The sequence below is a fragment of the Sphingomonas sp. GW821-FHT10C01 genome (genome assembly GCF_059415525.1).
Map to the genome: position 1 here is coordinate 1,758,991 of NZ_JBWKNK010000001.1, position 20,586 is coordinate 1,779,576.

16 protein-coding genes are annotated in these 20,586 nt (G+C 66.1%); 3 read left to right on the forward strand and 13 right to left on the reverse strand.

Going from position 1 to position 20,586, the window contains the following annotated elements:
* Nucleotides 1-6: 6 nt before the first annotated feature.
* From AC07M1_RS08505 to AC07M1_RS08520, 4 genes are all read right to left on the reverse strand, one after another.
* Nucleotides 7-4,425 carry a hypothetical protein gene (locus AC07M1_RS08505; RefSeq protein ID WP_495162112.1) on the reverse strand — a complete coding sequence of 1,473 codons (4,419 nt, stop codon included), beginning with the start codon at nucleotides 4,423-4,425 and terminating at the stop codon, nucleotides 7-9.
* 545 nt (nucleotides 4,426-4,970) lie between these two features.
* Nucleotides 4,971-5,270: a hypothetical protein gene (locus AC07M1_RS08510; RefSeq protein WP_495162113.1), complete on the reverse strand. Its 300-nt coding sequence runs from the start codon at nucleotides 5,268-5,270 to the stop codon at nucleotides 4,971-4,973.
* Nucleotides 5,271-5,361: 91 nt separating this feature from the next.
* Complete coding sequence (locus AC07M1_RS08515; protein ID WP_495162114.1) at nucleotides 5,362-5,766, reverse strand: hypothetical protein; 405 nt, start codon at nucleotides 5,764-5,766, stop codon at nucleotides 5,362-5,364.
* A gap of 36 nt (nucleotides 5,767-5,802) precedes the next feature.
* Entirely contained in the window at nucleotides 5,803-6,285 is a 483-nt protein-coding gene (locus tag AC07M1_RS08520; protein WP_495162115.1) for an Lrp/AsnC family transcriptional regulator, read from the reverse strand.
* A gap of 121 nt (nucleotides 6,286-6,406) precedes the next feature.
* Between AC07M1_RS08520 and putA the strand changes: the two genes are divergently transcribed.
* Entirely contained in the window at nucleotides 6,407-10,006 is a 3,600-nt protein-coding gene (gene putA, locus AC07M1_RS08525) for a trifunctional transcriptional regulator/proline dehydrogenase/L-glutamate gamma-semialdehyde dehydrogenase (protein WP_495162116.1), read from the forward strand.
* Here putA and AC07M1_RS08530 read toward each other — a convergent pair.
* Nucleotides 10,003-11,127, reverse strand: a complete 1,125-nt coding sequence (locus tag AC07M1_RS08530; protein WP_495162117.1) for a zinc-binding dehydrogenase — start codon at nucleotides 11,125-11,127, stop codon at nucleotides 10,003-10,005. The genes putA and AC07M1_RS08530 overlap by 4 nt on opposite strands.
* Nucleotides 11,128-11,241: 114 nt before the next feature.
* Here AC07M1_RS08530 and AC07M1_RS08535 point away from each other — a divergent pair, with 114 nt between their 5' ends.
* Nucleotides 11,242-11,652, forward strand: coding sequence for an acyl-CoA thioesterase (locus AC07M1_RS08535; protein WP_495162118.1), 411 nt, complete (start codon nucleotides 11,242-11,244; stop codon nucleotides 11,650-11,652).
* A 132-nt stretch (nucleotides 11,653-11,784) separates the two neighbouring features.
* Nucleotides 11,785-12,885: a hypothetical protein gene (locus tag AC07M1_RS08540; RefSeq protein WP_495162119.1), complete on the forward strand. Its 1,101-nt coding sequence runs from the start codon at nucleotides 11,785-11,787 to the stop codon at nucleotides 12,883-12,885.
* A gap of 3 nt (nucleotides 12,886-12,888) precedes the next feature.
* Here the strand turns inward: AC07M1_RS08540 and AC07M1_RS08545 are convergent, their stop codons facing one another.
* The 8 genes from AC07M1_RS08545 to AC07M1_RS08580 all read right to left on the reverse strand — a co-directional run bounded on the left by AC07M1_RS08545 (nucleotide 12,889) and on the right by AC07M1_RS08580 (nucleotide 20,545).
* On the reverse strand, nucleotides 12,889-13,995 hold the full coding sequence (locus AC07M1_RS08545; RefSeq protein WP_495162120.1) for an agmatine deiminase family protein: 1,107 nt from the start codon (nucleotides 13,993-13,995) through the stop codon (nucleotides 12,889-12,891).
* A gap of 70 nt (nucleotides 13,996-14,065) precedes the next feature.
* The gene (locus AC07M1_RS08550; RefSeq protein ID WP_495162121.1) at nucleotides 14,066-14,569 is read right to left on the reverse strand and encodes a methyltransferase family protein; all 504 of its coding nucleotides are present in this window, start codon (nucleotides 14,567-14,569) and stop codon (nucleotides 14,066-14,068) included.
* 9 nt (nucleotides 14,570-14,578) lie between these two features.
* Nucleotides 14,579-15,478, reverse strand: coding sequence for an RDD family protein (locus tag AC07M1_RS08555; protein ID WP_495162122.1), 900 nt, complete (start codon nucleotides 15,476-15,478; stop codon nucleotides 14,579-14,581).
* Entirely contained in the window at nucleotides 15,471-16,472 is a 1,002-nt protein-coding gene (locus AC07M1_RS08560; RefSeq protein ID WP_495162123.1) for a stage II sporulation protein M, read from the reverse strand. Before AC07M1_RS08560 ends, AC07M1_RS08555 begins: the two co-directional genes overlap by 8 nt.
* On the reverse strand, nucleotides 16,469-17,716 hold the full coding sequence (locus tag AC07M1_RS08565; RefSeq protein ID WP_495162124.1) for a DUF58 domain-containing protein: 1,248 nt from the start codon (nucleotides 17,714-17,716) through the stop codon (nucleotides 16,469-16,471). The genes AC07M1_RS08560 and AC07M1_RS08565 overlap by 4 nt, the downstream gene beginning before the upstream one ends.
* On the reverse strand, nucleotides 17,713-18,669 hold the full coding sequence (locus AC07M1_RS08570) for an AAA family ATPase (protein ID WP_495162125.1): 957 nt from the start codon (nucleotides 18,667-18,669) through the stop codon (nucleotides 17,713-17,715). The genes AC07M1_RS08565 and AC07M1_RS08570 overlap by 4 nt, the downstream gene beginning before the upstream one ends.
* The gene (locus AC07M1_RS08575) at nucleotides 18,666-19,862 is read right to left on the reverse strand and encodes a hypothetical protein (RefSeq protein ID WP_495162126.1); all 1,197 of its coding nucleotides are present in this window, start codon (nucleotides 19,860-19,862) and stop codon (nucleotides 18,666-18,668) included. The genes AC07M1_RS08570 and AC07M1_RS08575 overlap by 4 nt, the downstream gene beginning before the upstream one ends.
* A complete protein-coding gene (locus tag AC07M1_RS08580) occupies nucleotides 19,859-20,545 on the reverse strand; it encodes a DUF4129 domain-containing protein (RefSeq protein ID WP_495162127.1) in 687 nt (228 codons plus the stop codon). Before AC07M1_RS08580 ends, AC07M1_RS08575 begins: the two co-directional genes overlap by 4 nt.
* Between the last annotated feature and the right edge of the window lie 41 nt (nucleotides 20,546-20,586).

Genomic DNA, 20,586 nt, shown 5'->3' on the forward strand with positions numbered 1-20,586 from the left:
AAATGGTCAGAGGACATCGGGGGCGTCGCTTTCGAGCAGCGGCCCGCGGACGACCTCGACCTTCTTGGTTTCGACCTCGAGCGAGATGCTGAACACGAGGAAGATCGACACCTCGATCGCGAAGACGAGCTTGGCGATCTGGAAGACCGTCTCGTCCGGCAGATCCTTCTGGGCGATAAGGCGGGCGAGCTTGCCTTCGAGCGAGATCTCGATCGCGACGATCGGCGGGAGCTCGGCCGAGAGCTTGACCAGGAAGCCGACGCCGTAGCCCAGCACCGTATCGCCGAACACCGCGAAGAAGGTGATCGCGAACAGCCCCTTGAGCTCGAACGGCCCCGCCTCGAGGCTGTAGGCGATGCCGACGCCGATCAGGAAGCCATAGGTCGTGCCGCTCTCTGTCGAGAGCTGCAGCTTGAACTTGATGATCGCGACGACATAGAGGCCGGGGATCGACTTGATCGCGAACATCGGCGATCCGCCGAGTTCCATGACGGCCTCGTCGGCCTCGGGCGCGACGGCAAGCTCGATCTTGAGGCCGGTATCAGCGAACTTGATCGTCGGAAACGGTTCGCCCGGAATGACCTTGAAGTCCTCACCGGTCGCATCGACGAACGGGATCGTGAGCCCGACGCTCAGCCCCCATTTGTTGGTCATCCGCACATCCGGCCGTGCCGGAATGCCGAGATCCTCGAGGATCGTCAGAAGGTCCTGAACGATGTCGAAGGGGCCGCCGATCTTGAGCTTGGGATTGGCGAAGCTGGTCGCTCGACCTGCTTGCGCATCGACATCGGCAGCCATCGACATGAGGTCGCCCATTGCCGTGTGCGCCATGATCTTGACCGCGTTCTGCAGCCGGAAGCACCACGGCGCGGGACTGGCGGTGTCGAGCGTGTAAGTGACCGTGGCCCCCGAATAGTCGAGGTCGCTGCGTACCGTTCCTGCAGTACGGATCGTGCGGCGCGCGATCCCCGCCGGGAAGGTGCCGGGCGCGTCGAGCCGCCAGGTGCCGTCGGCACGTGCTTCGAGCGCGAAGGCGGCTGACGGGAACGGGATCGCATCACCTTGGAGCGGGAAGGGACCCGTCGCGGTGGCGAGGATCAGCGGATCGGCGATCACCGGCCGCTCGGTCGAAACGATCCGGTGCGGTGAGGCGGGTTCGATGCGCGGACGGCGGAAGAAGGCGCGCTGCGTCCCCATCGAATGGAGAATGCCATAGTCGCGCTGCGGCGCTGCGGCGTCGAACAGGTCCTCAGGATCGGCGAAGCGATAGGGAGCTGAGGTCGGGGCACCCGCCGCACCCTGTCGGATGATCGGCAGGCCGCGATCGGCGGCGACGTAAGATGGTGCGTCGGTCGCGTCATCGGCTTCGAGGATCGACCATTCGCCGCCGCCGGGAAAGGCGAGGCTGCCCCACGCCGTCATCGCGAATTCGGGACCCGCCGCCCCGACCCCGACCCGGTGCAGGCGCATCCGCTGCCGCCCGCCGCCGATCTGGATGCTGGCATCGATCGGTCCGCCCATTGGCCCGGCGGTTTCGATCAGCTCGGCATAGAGAGCGGGGGTGAGATCCGGGCTCGCGGCGGTCAGTCGGATATAGCCGAGTTGGCGGCGTGCGGGCACCGGCGCGGCGGCGCCGTCGAGGATCAGATCGGTGTCGAAATAGGCCGCGACAAAATCGACGCCAGCGACCTTGAAGGCGGTGCCGGTTTCACGGATGTTGGTGACGCGGGTTGCCCGCTGGATGACGCCGGGATGGGTAACGACGCCGCTGGCCGCAGAGGCGCGGTAGAGGCCATCGCGGACTGCGATCCATCCGCTATCCTCACGGGTGAACACCGCATTGCCGCGCCGTTCGAGGGTGATGGTTCGTACTACTGGGATGAAGTAGGGGAGGAGGAAGCTTCTGACCTGGACGACCTCGTGCGCGGCGCGGCCGTTGAGCACCTGGAATTCGGCCTTGGAGACGGCGACCCCGTCATCCGTGGGATTGGCCCAGGCGCTGAATAGGCTTTCGCCATGGCCGGACAGGTCGATCCGCGTCACCGGGACCAGCGGAGAAAGACCGCCGAAACCGAGATAGCTGTTGAAAATCAGCGTCGGCGACGAGCCAAGGATGCTGGTCGCCGGGCTGCCGTCCGTCGGGATCGCGACCGACAGCTGTGCGGTGAAGCCTGGAAGCGCGGGCGTTTCGCCGGGGGCGAGGCTGGGGTCTTCGGCCTGGATACGCAACTGGTGCGCGCCCTTCATATCGGGGGTATCCGGGCGCACCTCACCGACCCTTGCGCCGCGACCAGCCGGCGACGGCGCGGCAAGGTTGGCCTTGGCGACCATGCCGAAGGGAAGCGTCATGCGAGCGCGTGCCGGCCGCGAGTTCGCCTGTTCGAAATTATCGACAATGGTGCGATAGGCGTTGAGCGGGTTGATCGGCACCAGCTGGACGCTGGGCACATCGATCACCGTGGGCACGCCACTGTTGGCGAAACGCACTTCGTCTGGGAAGGGTTCGGGTCCCGGCAGGGCGCGCACCGGTTCCCACTGCACCGCGGGCAAGGTCAGCAGGGTCAGGAAACGTCCGTCGATTGACAGATCGAGTCCCTGCACCTGTGGCGGCCGGTACGGCTGACCGGCGGAACCCTTGATGTCGGTCCTGTGCGGAGGACGCACCGCGACGCCGAGGCGGCTGGCGTTGGTCGAAACGTCGAGCAGTACGATCTTGGGTTGCGTCTCGAATTCGAAGATGTCCCCATAGGCGGGGGGCGCCGCGGCGCTGACCGCTTTGATCCCCACGGGTGCGCTAGACTGTTGTGCGGAAGCAAAGCCGGGGCCGGCGACCGGCGGATCGACGGCCACGCCGGACGGCAGCCGGAAGCCGAGCGTCTCCTGGGTGTTGCTGAAGTGGAAGTGGCTGAGCAGATAGCCCTGGCTGGCGGCACCGAACCGCTGCCCCAGCACCGAATTGGCGGCATAGGGATCGGGCAGCGACGGGAGCAGACCGCGCAATTCATAGGCGGTGAGCGCGAGCGCTTCGACGATGCGGTCGCTCTCGATCCGGCCGAGGAGGAAGAATCCGCGTGGACGCGACGCGCGGATTACCGCGTTGGTGAGGGCGAAGGCGATCGGCCGTTCAGGCGGGCGCGTCGCCGCCAGGCCGATCAGCATCATTGTGCGCACGCCTGCCGGATCGTCCGCGATCACGACGAGCGCGACGGGCAGACGCACCCCAACGCGGTTGCCGGTGACGTCCACCGGCTTGGGCAGCCGGATGTCGATTTCCGCGGTGAACGCCACCGCCTCGCCTCCATCGGCGCCGGCGAGATAATGGACCGCGGTTTCGTCGATCTGCGCATAGGCGAGCGTTGCGGGTGCCGAGAGTCGGGGCATGTCCGGGCGGACGCGATTTCCCGTCGCGCGAACGGCATGGCCGGTAAAGGCGAGGCGCGATTCATCGAGCAGCAGCAGCGTTCGCCCGAGATGGACCGGGTGTGGTTCACCTTGCCATCTGGCGGAGAGGCCCGGATGCATTTCGAGCATCAACGCGCCGACACCGCTTGCCTGGCCGAGGTCGGCGGGCGCGATGACCGCTGCGGGAAGCGCGAGGCCTGCCGCCGCGATCCGCGCCTGCCCCGACGGGATGAACAGCGTTGATGCGACGGCATCGATGGCGAAACCGGTCTTGTTCGGTTTCAACGGCAGCACCAGCCGATGGAGCTCAGGGCGGTATTGCGGGGCATCGCCGGTGGGGGCGAGGGCGACTTCCTCTCCCCAGGCGACAAGCCGCGCACGGCCTCGAACGGCGATCGTCCCACCCGCTGGCCGGATCGCGATGTCGAGGCCCTGGGGCGCGCCGAAGTCGGTCAGGTCCAACTCGCTGCCCGCCACCGTCGTCGGGGGCGTCGGCGGGGCGAGCTTAAGTGCCATTTCGATCGATACCGATGCCGGTACGATCACTTCATCTCCGTCGACTATCACATCCGCGGAAAGGCGCAGGGTTCCGCGCGCGATGCGGACGCCCGAATAGACACCGACCGGCGCCGGAGCGAACAGGCCGGTCGCGAACCAGACACTGCCGGCGGCGATGTTGAGCGATTGGCCGGCGCGCAGTGTGGACGCGCGCGCCGCCCACCGCGCCTGCACAATCGGCAGGGTGAGAAAGGGAGCTGAGCCGGGGCTGCGGACGAAGCGAAGTTGGCGTACCCGGCGATAGACGTCGATCCAGATATTGCGGCCGAGCCCATCGAGGATGGGGCCGATCCGACGTTCGACGGCGAGACCGGAACTCCAGGCCGGCGCGGCGCCCTCAATCCGGGTCGTCAGAAAAGGAAGGCGTCGCAGCCCGACCAGCGCATCACCGACCCGGACGGGCTGTGCGAGCGATTCAGTCGGGGCATCGGTCCGATGGAACGCGACTCCAACCTCCCGAAGCATCGTGCGCGCCTCTGGATCTTCAATAGCGTCCGGATCGTCGAACAATGTGTTCGAAATGAAATCAAACAGGGATTCTGCTGACGTGATCTGGAGGTCCCGGGTTAATTCCGCAGAACCAGTGTGATCGCTATCAGTCGGCTTGAAGCCAATATCGTCCGTCGTTTCAGGCGCAGTCTCTGAAGTCATTTCGGAGGCCCTTCCGAATATCACTCAAATATGCAAACGCGACTCGGGAATGTGATATGCTTAATATGATGATTTCTTCGGGGCAAGCAGAGAAATATCAATAATATTATTAATTACGTTCTGCAGCTAAATGCTTGCGCTAGAGCTTTGTAAAATTCGTCTTTACGTATGTTATGTTGTATTGACGTTTCCAAAGTAATTGAGCGGGTTGCGCAAGCGTTCAAGGTTAAGCGTGCGGTATGATTGGCGAGGGCTCAAACGGAAGTTGATCGGAAATGGCGTAACCCGGTTGTTGAACGCTGCGGCTGCGCCTTGACGTAAAGCCCCGCCGCGCGATCACGCGGCGGGGTTTGGAGCCTCTATGCGCCCCAATCGGCGATCATCCAGCAGACGGCCAGGAAGGGCAGAGTGATCGCCAGCCCGATCAGGATCGAGCGGCCGATGCCCAGCCGGAAGGAGGTATGGTTCGCGGCCTTCACCGCTTCGATCTTCGCGCGATAGGCGGGGTCGCCGCGCAGCATGCCGATATCGATCATCGATCCGTTCTTGAGGAAGTCGAGGATTTCCGCGGTTTCCTCGGGTGCGAGGTTGGGGTGATGATCCAGCAGCCCGGCAATACGGGTGCGTTGCGCCAGATCGGTGCCATTCTGTTCGTCCATTGGGTATTCCTTGCGTCGGGCGGGCGCATGCGCCCGCGGCCGCGCGGGGCGGCCTGATTTCAGTATCTGGTGGATTGGTGCGGCTGGCCGCTCAGGCTGGGAGCGGCGGGGCGCGGGCGCGATAGGCGCTGACCGGCGCGATGCCGGCGGGGGTGACGATCGTGGCGAAATAGCCGGGATCGTCCGCTGCCGCAGGGGCGGCAACGGCAAGTCCGTGAGACGGAAGCGGCGGGTTGGCGCCGTCGTGTCCGTCGTGAGGCCGGGTGGTGTTTAGCCGCTGTCCGGCCGCCTTTAACGCCTGGCCGGTCTCGCGAAACTGCGCGACGAGCGGGACGGGAAGGGTGAGCTTTGCCGCGATTACGCCGGATTCAACCAGCGCCGCGGGCCGGATCGCACCCGCCGACACCTGCACCGCCAGCAGCATCGCAAGCAGCGTCGTCCACAGCGTCCAGGGGGCGCGGCGGCTGGTCTGCGGAGAGGCGACGGGCGCTGTCATCATGAGATATATAGGAAGGCCGACCTGAAGGTCAGCTTAAGCACCGCCCATTCCGGAGTCGCGAATGGTCTCCATCGCCACGAAGGTCGAGGTGCTGGCGACATGTGGCAGGCTGGAGATCCGCTCGCCCAGCACCTCGCGATAGCGACGGATATCGGCGGTACGAACCTTGAGCAGATAGTCGAAGCTGCTCGCGATCATGTGGCATTCCTCGACCTCGGGGATCTTGAGCACCGCCTGGCGGAAGGCGGCGAGGGCTTCCTCGCGCGTGTCGGAGAGTTTCACCTCGGCAAAGGCGATGTGATCGAGACCGAGCCGTGTGGGATCGACGATCGCGCGGAAGCCGCGGATCGTGCCGTTGGCGATCAGGCGCTTCACGCGGACCTGGCATGGTGTCTTGGACAGGCCCACGCGTGCCGCGAGGTCGGTGATGGCGATGCGCCCATCCGCACGCAGTACGTCGATGATCTTGCGGTCGAACGCGTCCAGAATGACCGGATCGGTGGGTTTGTCGGTCATATTTGCCTTAGGATGCCTCGAAATGAAGGCGAAGCGATATGCCGGAAGGGTTTCAAAAGTCCAATCACGGTGTCCAAAGCTGATAAGGTGACGAAACCATCCCGCCCACGAGGTTCTTTCGATGACCGCGCCCTTCGCCGATTTCGCCCCGCCGATCCGCCCGCAGACCCCGCTGCGTGCCGCGATTACCGCCGCCTATCGCCGGCCGGAGCCCGAGTGCCTTCCATCGCTGGTCGAGCAGGCGAGCCTGCCCGAGGGCACACGTGAAGCGGCACGGATCACCGCGGCGATGCTGATCACCGCGCTGCGCGCCAAGCACAAGGGCACGGGCGTCGAGGGGTTGGTCCAGGAATATGCGCTGTCGAGCCAGGAGGGCGTGGCGCTGATGTGCCTCGCCGAAGCGCTGCTGCGTATTCCCGACGATGCGACGCGCGACGCGCTGATCCGCGACAAGATCGCCGACGGCGACTGGAAGTCGCATATCGGCGACGGACGCTCGCTGTTCGTCAATGCCGCGACCTGGGGATTGGTGGTCACGGGCAAACTGACCGGGAGCGTCAACGACGCCGGTCTCGGTGCGGCACTGACGCGGTTGATTGCGCGTGCGGGCGAGCCGGTGATCCGCCGCGGCGTCGACATGGCGATGCGCATGATGGGCGAGCAGTTCGTGACGGGTGAGACCATCGCCGAGGCGCTGAAACGTGCGCGGACGCTGGAGGCACGCGGCTTCCAGTATAGCTATGATATGCTGGGCGAGGCGGCGACGACGATGGCCGATGCCGACCGCTATTATCGCGACTACGAGAATGCCGTGCGCGCGATCGGCGAGGCGTCGGCGGGACGCGGCGTGGTCGGCGGGCCTGGCATCTCGATCAAACTGTCGGCGCTGCATCCGCGCTATGCCCGCGCGCAGGCGGCGCGGGTGATAGGCGAGCTGCTGCCCAAGGTGAAGGCGCTGGCGGTGCTCGCCAAGGGCTATGACATCGGCTTCAACATCGATGCCGAGGAAGCCGACCGGCTCGAACTGTCGCTCGACCTGCTCGAAAGCCTCGCGCTCGATCCTGACCTCAAGGGCTGGGACGGGCTCGGCTTCGTCGTTCAGGCCTATGGCAAGCGCTGCCCGTTCGTGATCGACTGGATCGTCGACCTGGCGAAGCGCGCCGACCGGCGGATCATGGTCCGACTGGTCAAGGGCGCCTATTGGGACGCGGAGATCAAGCGCGCCCAGGTCGACGGGCTGCCCGACTTCCCGGTCTATACGCGCAAGATCTACACCGACGTCGCGTACATCGCCTGCGCGCGAAAACTTCTGGCGAACCGCGACCGCATCTTTCCGCAATTCGCGACGCACAACGCGCAGACGCTGGCGACGATCTACCAGATGGCGGGGCCGGACTTCGCGATCGGTGACTATGAATTCCAGTGCCTGCACGGCATGGGCGAGCCGCTCTACGACGAGGTGGTCGGCGCGTCGAAGCTCAACCGCCCGTGCCGCATCTATGCGCCGGTCGGGACGCACGAAACGTTGCTCGCCTATCTGGTGCGACGCCTGCTCGAGAACGGGGCCAACTCGTCGTTTGTTAACCGCATCGCCGATCCTGACGTGTCGATCGCCGAGCTGGTCGCCGACCCGGTCGATCAAGTGCGGTCGATGGATGTGGTCGGCGCCAAGCATCCGCTGATCGCGCTGCCCAAGGGTCTTTATGGCGCGCGGCGCAATTCGGACGGGCTCGACCTGTCGAATGAGACGGTGCTGGCGGAACTGGCCGAGGCGCTCAAGGCGAGCGCGGCGGCGGGCTGGGCGGCGGAGCCGGCCGACCGGCTCGGCACCTCGCGTCCGGTGTACAACCCGGCGGACGGCAAGGATGTGGTGGGCACGGTGGTCGAGGTCAGCCCCGAGGCCGCGCAGACCGCCGTCGCGACGGCGCAGGCGGCCGCGGCGGACTGGGCTGCGGTTGCTCCCGCCGAGCGTGCCGCATGCCTCGATCGCGCGGCGGACATCATGCAGGATCGGATGCAGGTGCTGATGGGTTTGATCATGCGCGAGGCGGGCAAGTCGGCGCCCAATGCGATTGCCGAGGTGCGCGAGGCGATCGATTTCCTGCGCTACTATGCCGCACAGGCGCGCGCGACGCTGGGCACCGCACACAGGCCGCTGGGCGCGGTGACCTGCATCAGCCCGTGGAACTTCCCGCTGGCGATCTTCACCGGCCAGATCGCGGCCGCGCTGGTGACCGGCAACACCGTGCTGGCCAAGCCCGCCGAGGAAACCCCTCTGATCGCCGCGCAGGGCGTCGCGATCCTGCACGAAGCGGGAATTCCCGTCGCCGCGCTGCAACTGGTGCCGGGCGACGGACGGATCGGCGCGGCCTTGGTGTCGGCGCCAGGTACGCAGGCGGTGATGTTCACCGGATCGACAGAGGTCGCGCGGATCATCCAGAAGGAATTGGCCAAGCGACTGACCGCCGACGGCGCGCCGGTGCCCTTTATCGCCGAAACCGGCGGTCAGAACGCGATGATCGTCGACAGTTCGGCGTTGGCCGAGCAGGTGGTGGGCGATGTGATCGCATCGGCCTTCGACAGCGCGGGCCAGCGCTGCTCGGCGCTGCGCGTGCTATGTCTGCAGGAGGATGTGGCCGACCGTATCCTGGCGATGTTGAAGGGCGCGCTGCACGAGCTGTCGATCGGCCGGACCGACAGCCTGTCGACCGATATCGGTCCGGTGATCACCGCAGAGGCCAAGGCCAATATAGAAGGCCATATCGCACGGATGCTGGGCATGGGCCGGTCGGTCGAACAGATCGAGCTGGCGGGGGAAACCGCGCAGGGCACCTTCGTCCCGCCGACGATCATCGAGCTGCAGAGCATCGCCGATCTGGAGCGTGAGGTGTTCGGGCCGGTGCTGCACGTTGTGCGCTACAAGCGCCGCGATCTCGACCGGGTGATCGATGCGATCAACGCCACCGGCTATGGGCTGACCTTTGGTCTGCACACGCGGCTGGACGAGACGATCGCGCATGTCAGCCAGCGGGTCGAGGCGGGCAACCTCTATATCAACCGCAACATCATCGGCGCGGTGGTGGGGGTTCAGCCGTTCGGCGGGCGCGGGCTTTCGGGCACCGGACCCAAGGCGGGCGGGCCGCTCTACCTTGGCCGGCTGGTCCAGGCGGCGACGGTGCCGACCGGTGTGGCATCGGCCAGAAGCGATCCGGCGCTGCGCGACTTCGCGCTGTGGCTGGGCGACGAAGGCGAGGCGGCGCGGGCGGCGGGCGAGGCGTCGCTGCTCGGCGCCGAGGTAGAGCTGCCCGGGCCAGTGGGCGAGCGCAACGTCTACTCGCTGCATCCGCGCGGCAACGTTCTGTTGCTACCTCAGGCACGCGAAGGCCTGATCGCGCAGGTCGCGGCGGTGCTGGCAACGGGCAATCGGGGTGTGATCGGCAATGCGGCGCTGCGCGGCGAACTGGCCGGACTGCCCGAACGGGTCGCCGCGCGACTGACCTGGGCCGACGACTGGCGCAAGGCGGGGCCGTATAGTGGCGCACTGATCGAAGGTGATGCGGCGGCGCGGACCGCGGCGCTGACGGACATCGCCGCACTGTCTGGCCCGATCGTGCTGGCACAGGTGGGTACGCCACGGCTCGACTGGCTGGTCGAGGAGGTTTCGACCTCGGTCAACACCACGGCGGCCGGAGGCAATGCCAGCCTGATGGCGGTGGCCTAACCGTTGGGCAGGATCAGGTACTTCTCTCCCGTCGCGCGCCGGTTGTAAGCGGCGATGATGTCGGGCTGGACCGCCTGATCGAGGGTTATGCGGCTGGTATAGGCGCTGGCGAAGGTCGTGCGAATCTCCGCCGCGACCTTGGCGCGCATCCGCATCACCTCCTCGCCGCCGGCTTCCATGAGATAGGGGGTGAGCAGCCAGCCGCCGACGCCCCATTTCATCCCGAAGCCGCGGCTGATCTCGGTCGGCGCCATGTTGAGCCCGCCATAGATATAGACCTGCTTCATCGTGCTCGAGCCATAGGGGCCGTTGGCGGGATTGGTGCGGACCGCAGCGGCCTCCATCGCATTGAGAATCTGTCCCGCGAGCTTGCCGCCGCCGATCGCGTCGAAGGCGAGGAATGCCTGCGTCTCGGCGATCGCGTTGATCAGGGCGGTCATGAAGTCGGGCGCGGTGCTGTCGATGACATGCGTGGCGCCGAGACCGCGGAGCAGGTCGGCCTGCGTCTGGCTGCGGACGATGTTGATCAGCGGTACGCCTTCGCCCTGTGTCAGCTTGACCAGCATCTGGCCGAGGTTCGAGGCGGCGGCGGTATGGACGATGCCGGTGAAACCTTCCTTCCGCATCGTGCCGATCATGGCGAGCGCTGTCATCGGATTGACGAAGGACGAGGCCCCTTCCTCCGCGCTGACGCCGTCTGGAAGGGGGAGACAGTCGCGCGCGCGGAGCAGGCGATATTGCGTGTAGAAGGCGCCGCCCGCCGCCGCGACGGTCTTGCCGAGCAAGGCCTGGGCTGCCGCATCATCGCCCGCCGCGACGACGGTGCCGGCGCCCTCGTTGCCGATCGGTAGCGGTTTTCCAAGGCGTGGGGCAACCGCGCGAAGCATGGCTTCAGGGATCGGCGCGCTCGCGCCGTCGGCGGTGGCGGTGAAGGCGTTGCCGTCGGCGGCGCTGAGCAGCACGGCGAGATCGGACGGATTGATCGGGGTCGCCTCGATCCGGACCAGCACTTCATCACCTGTCGGGGTGGAGACGGGAACGTCGCGGAGGGAAAGCTGAAGCTGGCCGTCCTGCGTGACGGTCGAGAAGAGCTGGCGCGCCTGCGCGGGAAGGTCGGTCATGCGGGCAATCCTCCTGGTTGAAAACAGCATACCGTCAATTCTAAAAATTCTTCAAGCGCTGTGTTGACGGCGAATCTTCTCGCGTGCTTCCGTGCTTTACGTTAGGGTGAGGTCATGACCCATGCTTCCGCTCCGTTCGATGTTCCGATCCCCGTCGATCCGGCGGACATCGACTTCATGGGGCATGTAAACAATGCCAGTTACCTCAAATGGGTGCAGGAAGCGGTTCTCAGCCATTGGCAGAAGCTGGCGCCGACCGAGGAGGTCGCCAAGCACCTGTGGGTCGCGCTGAAGCACGAGATCACCTATCGCAAACCCGCGTTTCTGAACGACGAAGTAGTGGCGACCGTGCTGCTGGAGAAGGTGCAAGGGGTGCGCGCCTTCTACGAAACCGTCATCCGTCGCGGCGACGAGGTCCTGGCCGAGGTGAAGTCGAGCTGGTGCTGCATCGACGCGGAAACGCTGCGCCCGGCGCGGATCGCCGAACATATCGTCGAGCATTTCTTCGGGAAACGCGACGGGTAGCGCCGGTCGGGATCGAGCCGTCAGAAGAGAGCGCTCGATCTCATTGATCCGGCAGGATTTTGTTAACCGCGAAACGGCTTGCCTCCCGCTTTTGCCCCGGCATGATCGCTTGGATCATTGAGGGGGCGTGACATGACGATCTCGGTTGCAGGCAGGCAGTTTCGACCCAGCGATATGTTGGAACGCGAGCGTCTGGCCGTTGCGCTTGTCGATGGGGGTGTTCAATGGCTCAACTGGGCAAGTGCCAGCCCAACCCGCCAGTATGATTTCGGCGACACCACCGAAATGTTGGTGGCAGTGCAATCGGGTTTGCACGGAACCCCAATCTCGTTTCTGAGCGACATTGGGTTATTGATAAGTCCGATCAAACTCATGACGATAGGCGTGGAAGACCTTCGGACGCTGGCGAGGGGAGGGAGCGGTCCAGGGCCCGTGCTGACTGCGGTTCTGGAACGCCATGGCTTGGTCTCGGAGGCGGATTTCGAACGGGTCCGCACGTTCTTGAATGCGCTGGGCGTGGATGGCGAGCCGATCTTCCAGTTCCGCAATCTTACTGAGCTGTCGTTATTGATGATCCTGCAACGTGAAGTTGATTTAGCCGACCCACTTACCGCGGAGGCGGTTCGCTTCGCGCTTTCCAATGCGGGCAGCGTCGCGGAATTCGTCGACTATCTGCGCTTCTACCTCGACTATGCGAAGACGCCCGGTCACAGCGCCGCGACGCCCGTCGCGCGTGCCGCGGCTGCCTTGACCGCCGTCCAAACGCTACTGCCGCTTGCTTTCCCTGCCCTTGATAGTCTGGAGGTTCAGGGGTTTCCTCCCCCGCGACAGGTTCATGCCGCGATACGCGACTGGCTCTCGACCGGCAGGCAGCTTGGGTTCGCAAGAGCTTCGCTCGCTATTCAGCAGTTCGTGGCGGATGGCGGCTATGCCGGACAGGTCGGGCCAGAAGCGGCGCACCTGTTCCAGGCGTTTCTCAGGCGTGCCCAGCTTGCATTCGGCACGGCGGAAGTCGGCGCAGGCAGAATGGCTCAGGTCGGGCAGAGCTACAGCTTCGCGCTGGCCGCGAACGAGGACTGGGTCGAAGTTGAAGTCGTGGCCGCCGGACGGGTCACCATCGCGGGCTTCGGTCGGCTCGCCCAGAGCAAGCCGAAGGTTGGCGGAGCGAGCACCGCGCCGACACCGAAACAGCGCGCGCGGCGCGGGGTTTCGGCGAAGGTTCCTCGGGACTAGCTTCTATGCGGGCTGCTGTTGTGTCGCGCAGTGAATTCCGCCGCCTGAAGCTCCGAGCGCGTCGATGTCGAGCTGAACGACCTTCCGCCCCGGGTAGAGTTCCGCCAGCGTTTCGCGCGCCTCGTCATCGGCGGGCTTGTCGCCGAACTGTGGCGCGATGACCGCGCCATTGCAGACATAATAGTTGATGTAGCTCGACACGAAATCCGGGTCGTCCGATCGGATGTCCACGGGATCGGGCAGGCGTACGATCTCCAGCTTGCGGCCGCGCGCGTCGGTGGCGCCCTTGAGGACGGAGAATGTCTGGTGCGCCGCGAGCGACCAGGGGTCGTCGCGGTCGACCTGCTCATCGACCTGGATCAGGACGCGACCTGGACTGACGAAGCGTGCAAGCGAGTCGATATGATAATCGGTGATGTCCGCGCCTTTGACCCCCGGCGCCCAGATCATCTTCTTCGCCCCTAATGCGGTACCAAGGCGCGCGGCGATTTGATCGGCGGACAAGCCGGGGTTGCGGTTGTCGTTCACCCAGCAGCTGGCGTGCGCCAGCATCGTGCCCGCACCATCGTGCTCGACGCCGCCCTGTTCGCCCACCACGCCACTGTCGATCAAGGGCAGGCCGAGGCGCGTGGCAACCGCCGCCGCGATCTTGCCGTCATTGGCGTGGCGCTGCTTATTCCCCCAGCCGTTGAATCGGATATGCGCGACGGCGAGCTTGCCGTCGGGCGCGCGCACAAAGGTCGGGCCGCTGTCGCGGCACCACAGGTCGTCGGTCGGAATGTCCCACAGTTCGACGCCTTTGCTCAGTCGGGCGCGATCCAGCCCGCGCGCGCCCGGCGCGGCGAGCAGCGCGACCGGTTCGAACTCGGCGATGGCATTGGCGATGCTGGTGATCACCGATTGCACCGCGGCCAGATCGCGCGCGCCATAGACGCCGACCGCGACTGGCCATTGCATCAACGTGCGTTTGTGCGGCGCGCTTTCGAGCGGCATCTCATAGTGCGGGGCCGTCGATGGCGCGTCGCTGGATGGCGCGGCCGAGGTGCACGCAACCGCGCTGCCGCCGCCGACGAGCAGCGCAGCCCCCTGGATCATGTCACGTCGGGTCATTCACTCATTATCCGCCTGGCACGCGCGCGCGTCAAATCAGGTGGCGGCACCCATGCGCTGGCGCCAGCCCTCAGAGCCAGCGCGGGACGGTGTTGATGTATTCGATATAGGCCGCGCCGAACTTGCCGGCCATGTAGCGCTCTTCGCGCAGGACCACCCCATAATGGATCGTCATCGACAGCGGGATCAGCATCCAGAAGACCACCGGCGCATTCGCGGCAACCGCGACGGCGCAGTAGATCAGCGTCATCCCAAGATACATCGGATTGCGGGTGAAGCGGTAGATACCCTGAACGACAAAGGCGGTGGTCGGCTGCCAGGGCGGAGCGGGCGTACCCGCGCGCCGGAAGCCCAGCACGGCGGCGGCGATGGCCGCGATGCCGGCAAGGGTAAAGGCCGAGACGACCGTCCAGCGCAGCGAGGCGGGCATGTCGAGACCCTGGGTCCGTACCACCAAGAATTCGAGCGCCAGGCCGATGGCGAGGAAGCCGAGATAGATCAGCGGCGGCGGCGCAAGAACGCCCGCGGTTTCCGTAGGCGCGTCGGATTTGGGTTCGGGAGCGGTGTCGGTCATGCCGGTCCTTTAACCGGCGGAATCGAACTTGTCGCGCTTGCGCTGGCCGAACAGCAGGCGGCGCTCGAGATGCAGGCGGGTGGCTGCGTAATAGGCTTCGAGAAAGGCCTGATCTTGCGTCCAGTTTCCGCCTTCGTCGCGGCGGTTGATTTTGCGCCGAATGACGCCCGCGACGGTGATGAGCGTGTCGGGGTCGTTGCGGTGGAGCACCTCCTCCAGCCGCTGGATCTCGAACTGGCCATAGATCTCCAACTCCTCCGGCGTGAAGCCATAGGCGTCGATCGCGTCACGGTCGTTGGTGGCGAGCAGGTCGGGCGCGATCTTGGGTCGCTCATTCTCCACCACCCAGGTCCCGGCGAGCAGATCGCCCGCCCGGAGCCGGTCGCGGTTGAATAGCGGCATGAACAGGAAGATCGCGGTCCAGCCAAGGCCGATCAATGCGATCCAGCGGCTGCTGAAGCCCTGCGCCTGCGCGGCGAGCAGGAACATGAGCGGGAGGAACACCTCCACCTCGCGCATCAGATTGCGCGCGAGAATCGCGCCGCCGGTGAGACGTCCGCCATCTCGCGCGACAACGCGCAGCTTGAGCGCGCGTTTGCCGGGAGTTGCCGCGCGCGTACCGCTCTCGAACAGGGTGAAGTAGAAGTTGCGCAGCAGGAAGAAACCGAGCAGCCAGATCATCATCGCCGCGCCGTCGTGACGAGTGCTGCCCAACAGCATGACCGCAGCGACGGTGAGCAGGATCAGCGTGACGAGCATGATCACCGCGTCGATCGTGAAGGCCCCGGCGCGCGATCCGGCGCTGGCAAGGCGCAGGTGCAGCGTCACCCCCTCCGGGGTCACCAGTTCACGCGTCAGCCGTTGACGGCTATCGGACTTCGTCCTGACGCCCTTCGGTCGTTTAGCCATGTCTGCGGCGACCTGCGATCGAGAAGTAGACCGTCCAGATAGCGAACATCGTCGCGGCGATCGCGTAGCGGGCGGAATCGTCGGTAATGAGCTGACGCGCGAACCCTTCGAGCAGGCCCGCGACCAGCAGCATGATCACCACGCCGATCATCACCAGTGCGCCGCGGCGGCCGGCTTCGCCGGCGGCGGCCATGCGGCTGCGTTGTCCTGGAAAGGCGACGGCGCGACCGATATGCAGGCCGGCGGCGCCCGCCAAGATGATCGCGCTGAGCTCGGTCGAGCCATGGATCAGCAGCCAGCCGGTAAAGCCGAAGCCAAGCCCCTTGGACATGAAGACCGCGTACATGCCGCCGAGCAGCACACCGTTGGTGGCGATCAGGAAAAAGGTCGGAACGGCGAAGGCGAAGCCGAGCGCGAACGCCATGATCGAAATCTGGGAATTGTGGGTGAAGAGGAAGGTGGCGAACACCTCCAGCCCGTCCTTCTCGGGCGGGCCATAGATCGTACTGCGCAGATACCCTTCGCTCGCGTTCATGTCGCGGCCGCTCGCCATTTCGGGCGAGACCAGCGCGTTGAACCAGGCGGGGTCGCTGATCACCAGGAAATAGCCCGCCAGCGCGCTGGCGAAGAACAGCGCCGCGATCAGCAATGTCTCGCCGAAGACGCCACGGACGGCGGCGGGCCAGCCATGGGTGAAGAATCCGCCGATCTGGCGCCACAGCGGGTCGCGGCAGCCATAGAGGATGAAATAGGCCCGCGTGGACAGGCTCTCCAGATAGGCGGTCATCGATGCGTCGAGCGAGGTTTCGCGCGCGATCGAGAGGGCCGATAGCGTCGCGCGATAGAGGCGGGGAAGCTCGATCAGGTCGTCGTTGGTAAGCCGCTTGGGCGACTTCTTCTCGACAAGATCGAGCAGCGCTTCGAGCCGCTGCCAGTCGGCCTCGCGCTCGGCCCGGAAATGGCGGACGCCGAAATTGGGCTGAGTTGCGGTCATGGGCGTTCGCGGTCCCGGACGTAGCGCTCGGCGAGCGCGATGGCGAGATCGTCGGGCGCGGCTTCGAGGACATCGATACCGAGGCGGCGGAGGCGTTCGATGACGATGCGGCGCTCGCGGATCAGGCTGTGGGCGATGTTGGTACGGATCACGTCGTCGGCCTCTTCGGGTCTTGCGTCGAGGACCGAGTCCAGCTCGGTATCGTGGAACAGCACAAAGAGGACGCGGTGGCGCTTGAGCATCCGCGTTGCCGCGGCGATCATCAGCTCGGCGGCGGTCGGATCGGTGAATTCGGTGAAGAGGATGATCAGGCTGCGGCGCTGGAGGCGCTGGTCGAGCGTGACGAGCGAGAGGGTGTAGTTGCTCTCCTGCGTCCCATAGTCGATCCCCGCGGCGGTGCGGTGGAGCGTGGCGAAGCCGGCGGTGCCGCTGACGCTGCCCGAATCGGCGCTGGGGCGCCCGGCAAAGCCGAACAGTCGCACCTGATCGCCGGACTTGAGCGCAACGAAGGCAGCGAGCAAGGCCGCGGATACGGCGCGGTCGATGCGGGGCTGGCCGTCGACCGGCTCGCTCATCGCGCGGCCGCAATCGATCGCGAAGACGACCGAGTTGTCGCGTTCGGTCCTGAATTCGCGCGCGAGCAGCGAGAAGTGTCGTGCCGTGGCCTTCCAGTCGATCGCGCGGCGCTCCATCCCCGACTGAAAATCGGTCAGCGACTGGAATTCGGTGCCATCGCCGCTGTCGGGACGGATACGCGTGCCGAACTGGCGGCTTCTGAGAAACTGGCGCATCCCTTGTTCGCGCACCGGGCGAAGGCTGGGCAGGACGCGGACCTCACCGTCGAGGGACCGGCTGTGCTGGCGCCAGGCAAGGCCGAGTGGGCCAGCCACCCGGCTCCAGATGCGCGCGATGCCGGCGGTACCACGGCGTGCAGCGGAGAAGACGAGAGGGGAATCGGTGGGATCGAGCGGCGCGCTGACATCCACGGCGTAGCGCAGTCCCGCTCCTCCCGCCGGAGTCAGTTCGACGCGATCGCCGACCTCGACCGAGCCGGGGAAGTCGGTGGCGAGATCGGCTTCGCGCAGGCGCGGTGCGAGCGCGGCGTCGAGCAGGGTGAGGACCAGGATCGCGAACACCCAGAGCAACGCCAGCATCCAGCCGTCGGGACGCAGGACGCCGAGCACCAGCGCCAGCGGAGCCCCCGCCAGCACCAGCGCAACAGAGCGCTGGGTTGGAACGATCAACGCGGCGCCTCGACCCGGTCGATCAGTTGCGCGACGATATCGTCGGCGCGGCGCCCGTCGATCTCCGCGGCGGGCGACAGGACGACGCGGTGCCGCAACAGCGGCTGGGCGAGCAACTTGACGTCATCGGGGATGACATAGTCACGCCCCTCGAGCGCGGCGGCGGCGCGGGCGGCGGCGGCGAGCGCGGCGGCGGCACGCGGCGAGGCACCGCTGGCGAGGTCAGGATGGCCGCGGGTCGAACGGATCAGCGACACGATATAGGCGATCACCTCCTCCGCCAGCCGGACGTCGTGCACCACCCCGCTCGCCGCCGCGATCGCGGCGTGATCGGCGACCTGTTCGACGCCGCTATCCTCGGGCCGGGGCGATCCGGTGCGGGTGCCGTATTGAGCGACGATCGCGCGTTCGGCTTCTTCGTCGGGATAATCGATCGCCAGCTTGAACAGGAAACGATCGAGCTGAGCCTCGGGCAGGGGATAGACACCCTGCTGTTCGATCGGGTTCTGCGTTGCGACGACGGTGAAGCGATCGGAGAGTTTTTCCGTGTCACCATCGATGGTTACCGCGCGTTCCTGCATCGCCTGCAGAAGCGCGGCCTGGGTCTTTGGCGGGGTGCGGTTGATTTCGTCGGCCAGCAGCAATTCGGTGAAGACCGGGCCGCGCTTCAGTTCGAAGGTCGAGGTCTGGAAGTTGAACAGGCTGGTGCCCAGAATGTCGCCGGGCATCAGATCGGGCGTGAACTGAATGCGCCCGAACTCAAGCCCCAGGGTGCGTGCGAAGCTCTGCGCGAGCAGCGTCTTGGCGGTTCCGGGCGCGCCTTCGAGCAGGACGTGGCCGCCCGAAAGCAATGCGATGGTGAGCAGGCGCGTCGTGGTCGACTGGCCGACCACCGCCTTTGCCACCTCTGCCTCGATCGCCGCGCCAAGCGCGCGGACGTCTTCCAGCTTCATGCCTTCACTTCCTTTCGCCAATCGTCGAGTTTCTGCGCCGCATGGAGCAGTTCCGCCTCGGTCTTCGCATTGCGTACGCGGTCGATCGTGGCGGCATAGGGGGTTTCGGTCTGGATCGCGTCGAGATGCGCGTCGAGCGCCTCGCCCTGCAAGGTGCGGGGGAGCGCCAGGCGACGCGCGGCCCAGTCGCGGACTGTATCGGCATAGGCATCGCCGCCCTCGCGTACGCGTTGCGCGCGGCGGGCGAGGCTGACGATATTCTCGATCAGCGCGCGCTTGCCGAACGCGACCGCCCGCGGTTCACGGCGGGGCGGGCCAAAACGCGCCCAGGTAGCGATGCCCGCCAGCAGCGCGGCGGCGAGCAGGGCGAGCGTGACGCCGAGGAACGGCGGCTCGAACATCAGTTTCACGAGGTTGCGGTCGCCGGCGCCATAGGGAAGCATCGTGTCGAAGGTGATCGTGCCGGGATTGTCGGGGTCGAGCTCCGCGAGCAAGGCGATCGCGGCGAAGGCATTCTGGCGTTCGGCGAGACCGAAATTGTTGAGCAGATCCGGGTCGGCGAGGATGTAGATATGCTTGCCTCGCACCTCGCCCAGCACGGCGCGGCCGTCCGCTGTCGCAATCAGCGGGAAAATCTTCTCGCCGTTGATCGACTGGACTTCCTCCGGGGTATTGAACGGACGGAGATCCAGGCTGGAGGGGTAGCGCAGCTGGCCCTTTGCGGTGATGCGCACATCGACCTTGGCTATGGAGGCCAGCATCTTGACGATCAGGTCGGGCGGAACCGGGCTGATGCGCTCCTCCCGCGTCGGGCGCCGCTTCTGGGGACGGGTGCCCCATTTGGGAAGGACGATCAGAACGGGTGCGGTTTCGCTGGCGGCCTCGGTGAGCGCGGCGTCGAGTTCGGTGCCGGTGGTGCGCGGATTGGGGGTGAAGATGATCAGTCCATGGTCTGGACGGGTGGTGCTGTCCCCGGACAGCTCGACGGTGCCCCCCGATTTCTCGACCAGGTCGCTCAGGCCGCGAAAGCCGGTGGCGAAGCTGGAGGTGGGGCTGGGGGCGTTGCTGCGCCGGCGATCGACGCGATCACCATAGCCGCTGACCAGCAGGAAGCCGAGCATCAGGAGAAGACCCGCCACGATCAGCAGCAGCACGGTCCGTGCGCGGAAGGGGTTGGACGGTTGCGCGCTCATCGTCTGCCCAGCGCGAAGCCCGCATAGTCGGCGCGCACGCGTGTCCAGTCGGCTTCACCCAGCGCATTGCCGCCGAACAGGCTGCGTTCGACATCGGCGACGATGCGGCGGAACACGGCGCGGGCGGTGTCGGGCAGGCTTTCGAACGCGGCGATGTCGCGGCTGGTGAGCGAGGGGCGGAGCGAATCGCCGCGCCACTTTTCGATATCCTCGATGCTGCGGTGGAGAATCAGCCGGACGGCTTCGGCATAGTGGCCGGACGCGGCGAGCCGGTCGGCCTCATCCAGCAGCGCGCGTGCGGCGCCGGCGTCGGGAGCCCAGCGCGGGGGCTCGGCCGCGGCTTCATTCCGGCGGAGCAGCCGCACCGCGAACCATTCACGCACTGCCGGGAACAGCGCCAGGATGAGCGCGATCACCACGGCGGCGATGGCCACCCACATCAGCACCTTCCATCCGCCGCCGACCCAGTCGATGAAGCGGCCGAGCGCCGAGACGAGTTCGGTCAGCCAGGCGGGCGGCGGGTTGCGGGGTTCGATCTGTTGCCAGGGGAGGTCGAACTGAAGCGTGGGGTCGCCGCGCACCGCGCGTTGCGCGGCTTCGACGCGCGCGGGATCGCCAAAGGTCGAGGCGGCTGGAACCGCCGCCTCATTCTGTACGACCGATACGGCCGGCGCCGTCGTCACGCGATTCCCCCCCATCGGGACGGTTGGAGCAAATAGCCAAA

Coding starts and splice junctions, on each gene's coding strand:
- AC07M1_RS08505 (WP_495162112.1), bottom strand. CDS start 4,425: ATGCTTCGGGAGGTTGGAGTCGCGTTCCATCGGACCGATGCCCCGACT.
- AC07M1_RS08510 (WP_495162113.1), bottom strand. CDS start 5,270: ATGGACGAACAGAATGGCACCGATCTGGCGCAACGCACCCGTATTGCC.
- AC07M1_RS08515 (WP_495162114.1), bottom strand. CDS start 5,766: ATGACAGCGCCCGTCGCCTCTCCGCAGACCAGCCGCCGCGCCCCCTGG.
- AC07M1_RS08520 (WP_495162115.1), bottom strand. CDS start 6,285: ATGACCGACAAACCCACCGATCCGGTCATTCTGGACGCGTTCGACCGC.
- putA (WP_495162116.1), top strand. CDS start 6,407: ATGACCGCGCCCTTCGCCGATTTCGCCCCGCCGATCCGCCCGCAGACC.
- AC07M1_RS08530 (WP_495162117.1), bottom strand. CDS start 11,127: ATGACCGACCTTCCCGCGCAGGCGCGCCAGCTCTTCTCGACCGTCACG.
- AC07M1_RS08535 (WP_495162118.1), top strand. CDS start 11,242: ATGACCCATGCTTCCGCTCCGTTCGATGTTCCGATCCCCGTCGATCCG.
- AC07M1_RS08540 (WP_495162119.1), top strand. CDS start 11,785: ATGACGATCTCGGTTGCAGGCAGGCAGTTTCGACCCAGCGATATGTTG.
- AC07M1_RS08545 (WP_495162120.1), bottom strand. CDS start 13,995: ATGACCCGACGTGACATGATCCAGGGGGCTGCGCTGCTCGTCGGCGGC.
- AC07M1_RS08550 (WP_495162121.1), bottom strand. CDS start 14,569: ATGACCGACACCGCTCCCGAACCCAAATCCGACGCGCCTACGGAAACC.
- AC07M1_RS08555 (WP_495162122.1), bottom strand. CDS start 15,478: ATGGCTAAACGACCGAAGGGCGTCAGGACGAAGTCCGATAGCCGTCAA.
- AC07M1_RS08560 (WP_495162123.1), bottom strand. CDS start 16,472: ATGACCGCAACTCAGCCCAATTTCGGCGTCCGCCATTTCCGGGCCGAG.
- AC07M1_RS08570 (WP_495162125.1), bottom strand. CDS start 18,669: ATGAAGCTGGAAGACGTCCGCGCGCTTGGCGCGGCGATCGAGGCAGAG.
- AC07M1_RS08575 (WP_495162126.1), bottom strand. CDS start 19,862: ATGAGCGCGCAACCGTCCAACCCCTTCCGCGCACGGACCGTGCTGCTG.